This is a genomic window from Acidithiobacillus sp. TH-A36 (assembly GCF_057473445.1).
The window spans coordinates 1-1,209 of the sequence record NZ_JBYCKP010000452.1 but is presented as its reverse complement, the minus strand read 5'-3'; the positions used below and the strand labels follow the sequence as shown (position 1 = coordinate 1,209).

1 protein-coding gene is annotated in these 1,209 nt (G+C 46.9%); it reads right to left on the bottom strand.

Features of this window, described 5'->3' with window-relative positions; translation table 11 throughout:
- The coding region (locus AC2VLY_RS11650) for a methionine--tRNA ligase (RefSeq protein ID WP_486922323.1) at positions 1-858 on the bottom strand (858 nt) is incomplete at its 3' end.
- Between the last annotated feature and the right edge of the window lie 351 nt (positions 859-1,209).

Genomic DNA, 1,209 nt, shown 5'->3' with positions numbered 1-1,209 from the left:
AATTGAGTTCGGAAGTTTAACCCAATGGTTCGTGTCGGTTTTCTGCAGCGCCATTAGCATGGCTGGCCAAATAGCAGCATGGAACCAGAGAATATCTTTACCCACGATTTGAGCGCTCGGGGGCCAGAAGTGTCGGCGATCGTCCGTATCCACTGCCGTTAGATAATTCAATAAGGCATCGATCCAGACATACACCGTTTGATCTGGATGCCCAGGTACAGCTACGCCCCAGTTGCCAGTACGCGGGCGAGAACACGGCACGTCGTTAATGCCATCACGAATGCGCGCTAAGATCTCTTGCTTCCGGGCGAGTGGGCGAATTTTCAATTGGTCGTTTTCAATGATAGCCTGGATTTCTGCCGCATAGGCAGACAGTCTAAAAAAGAAGCACGGCTCCGTGCGCCTAACTAAGGGTTTTTTATTGATGGGTGAAAGAAAGTTAGTAGAGCGCGCCTTAAGTTCTGCAACATATTCCTCTTGACCTTTGTCGTACCATCCCTCGTACGTGCCGAGATAAATATCGCCAGAAGCCAGAAGCTCCTCGAATCTCTTGGTAACTTGCTCTATATGTCTTGCTTGGCTTGTTCTGATGAAATCTGAAGCCTCAATACCAAAATAGATAAACGCCTGCTTGAATATTGTAGCCTTGCTTTCGGCCCATCTTTCCGTATCAACATTTCGCATTTTGGCGGCTTCAGCAACCTTTGTCGCATGCTCGTCTGTACCGGTTAGGAAAAATGTCGGATTGCCCATCAGTCTTTCGAAACGGGACAAAACGTCGGCGCAAACCGTAGTGTAAATATGTCCAATGTGTGGATCATCATTCACGTAGTAAATTGGGGTGGTTATATAGGACATCCGCTCTGGTTCACTGTCAGGGTATGCTGATTCAAGGATGATATAGCCTTAAGCCTAATTTATCCACTTTCTGTGAAGCACCAAAAAGGTGCACCGCCTGTTTTACGCCCTATTGGTGGGCAGCGCGATGCGTTCTTATTCATCAAGAGCATTATCGGCGCAAGATAACTATTTGTTACCAGAGGCCTTATATCTAAGCCATTGTCCTATAGCTAATATGGCACATAATTTGCTAAAGAGCTATAGTCAAATCTGGTGTATGAGCATTTTCTGACATAGATCAGGCGGCGGTCTGTTGATCATCCGGCAGGGTTAGGTTAGCCGGTATGCCATCGATAAATTTCACCCCTG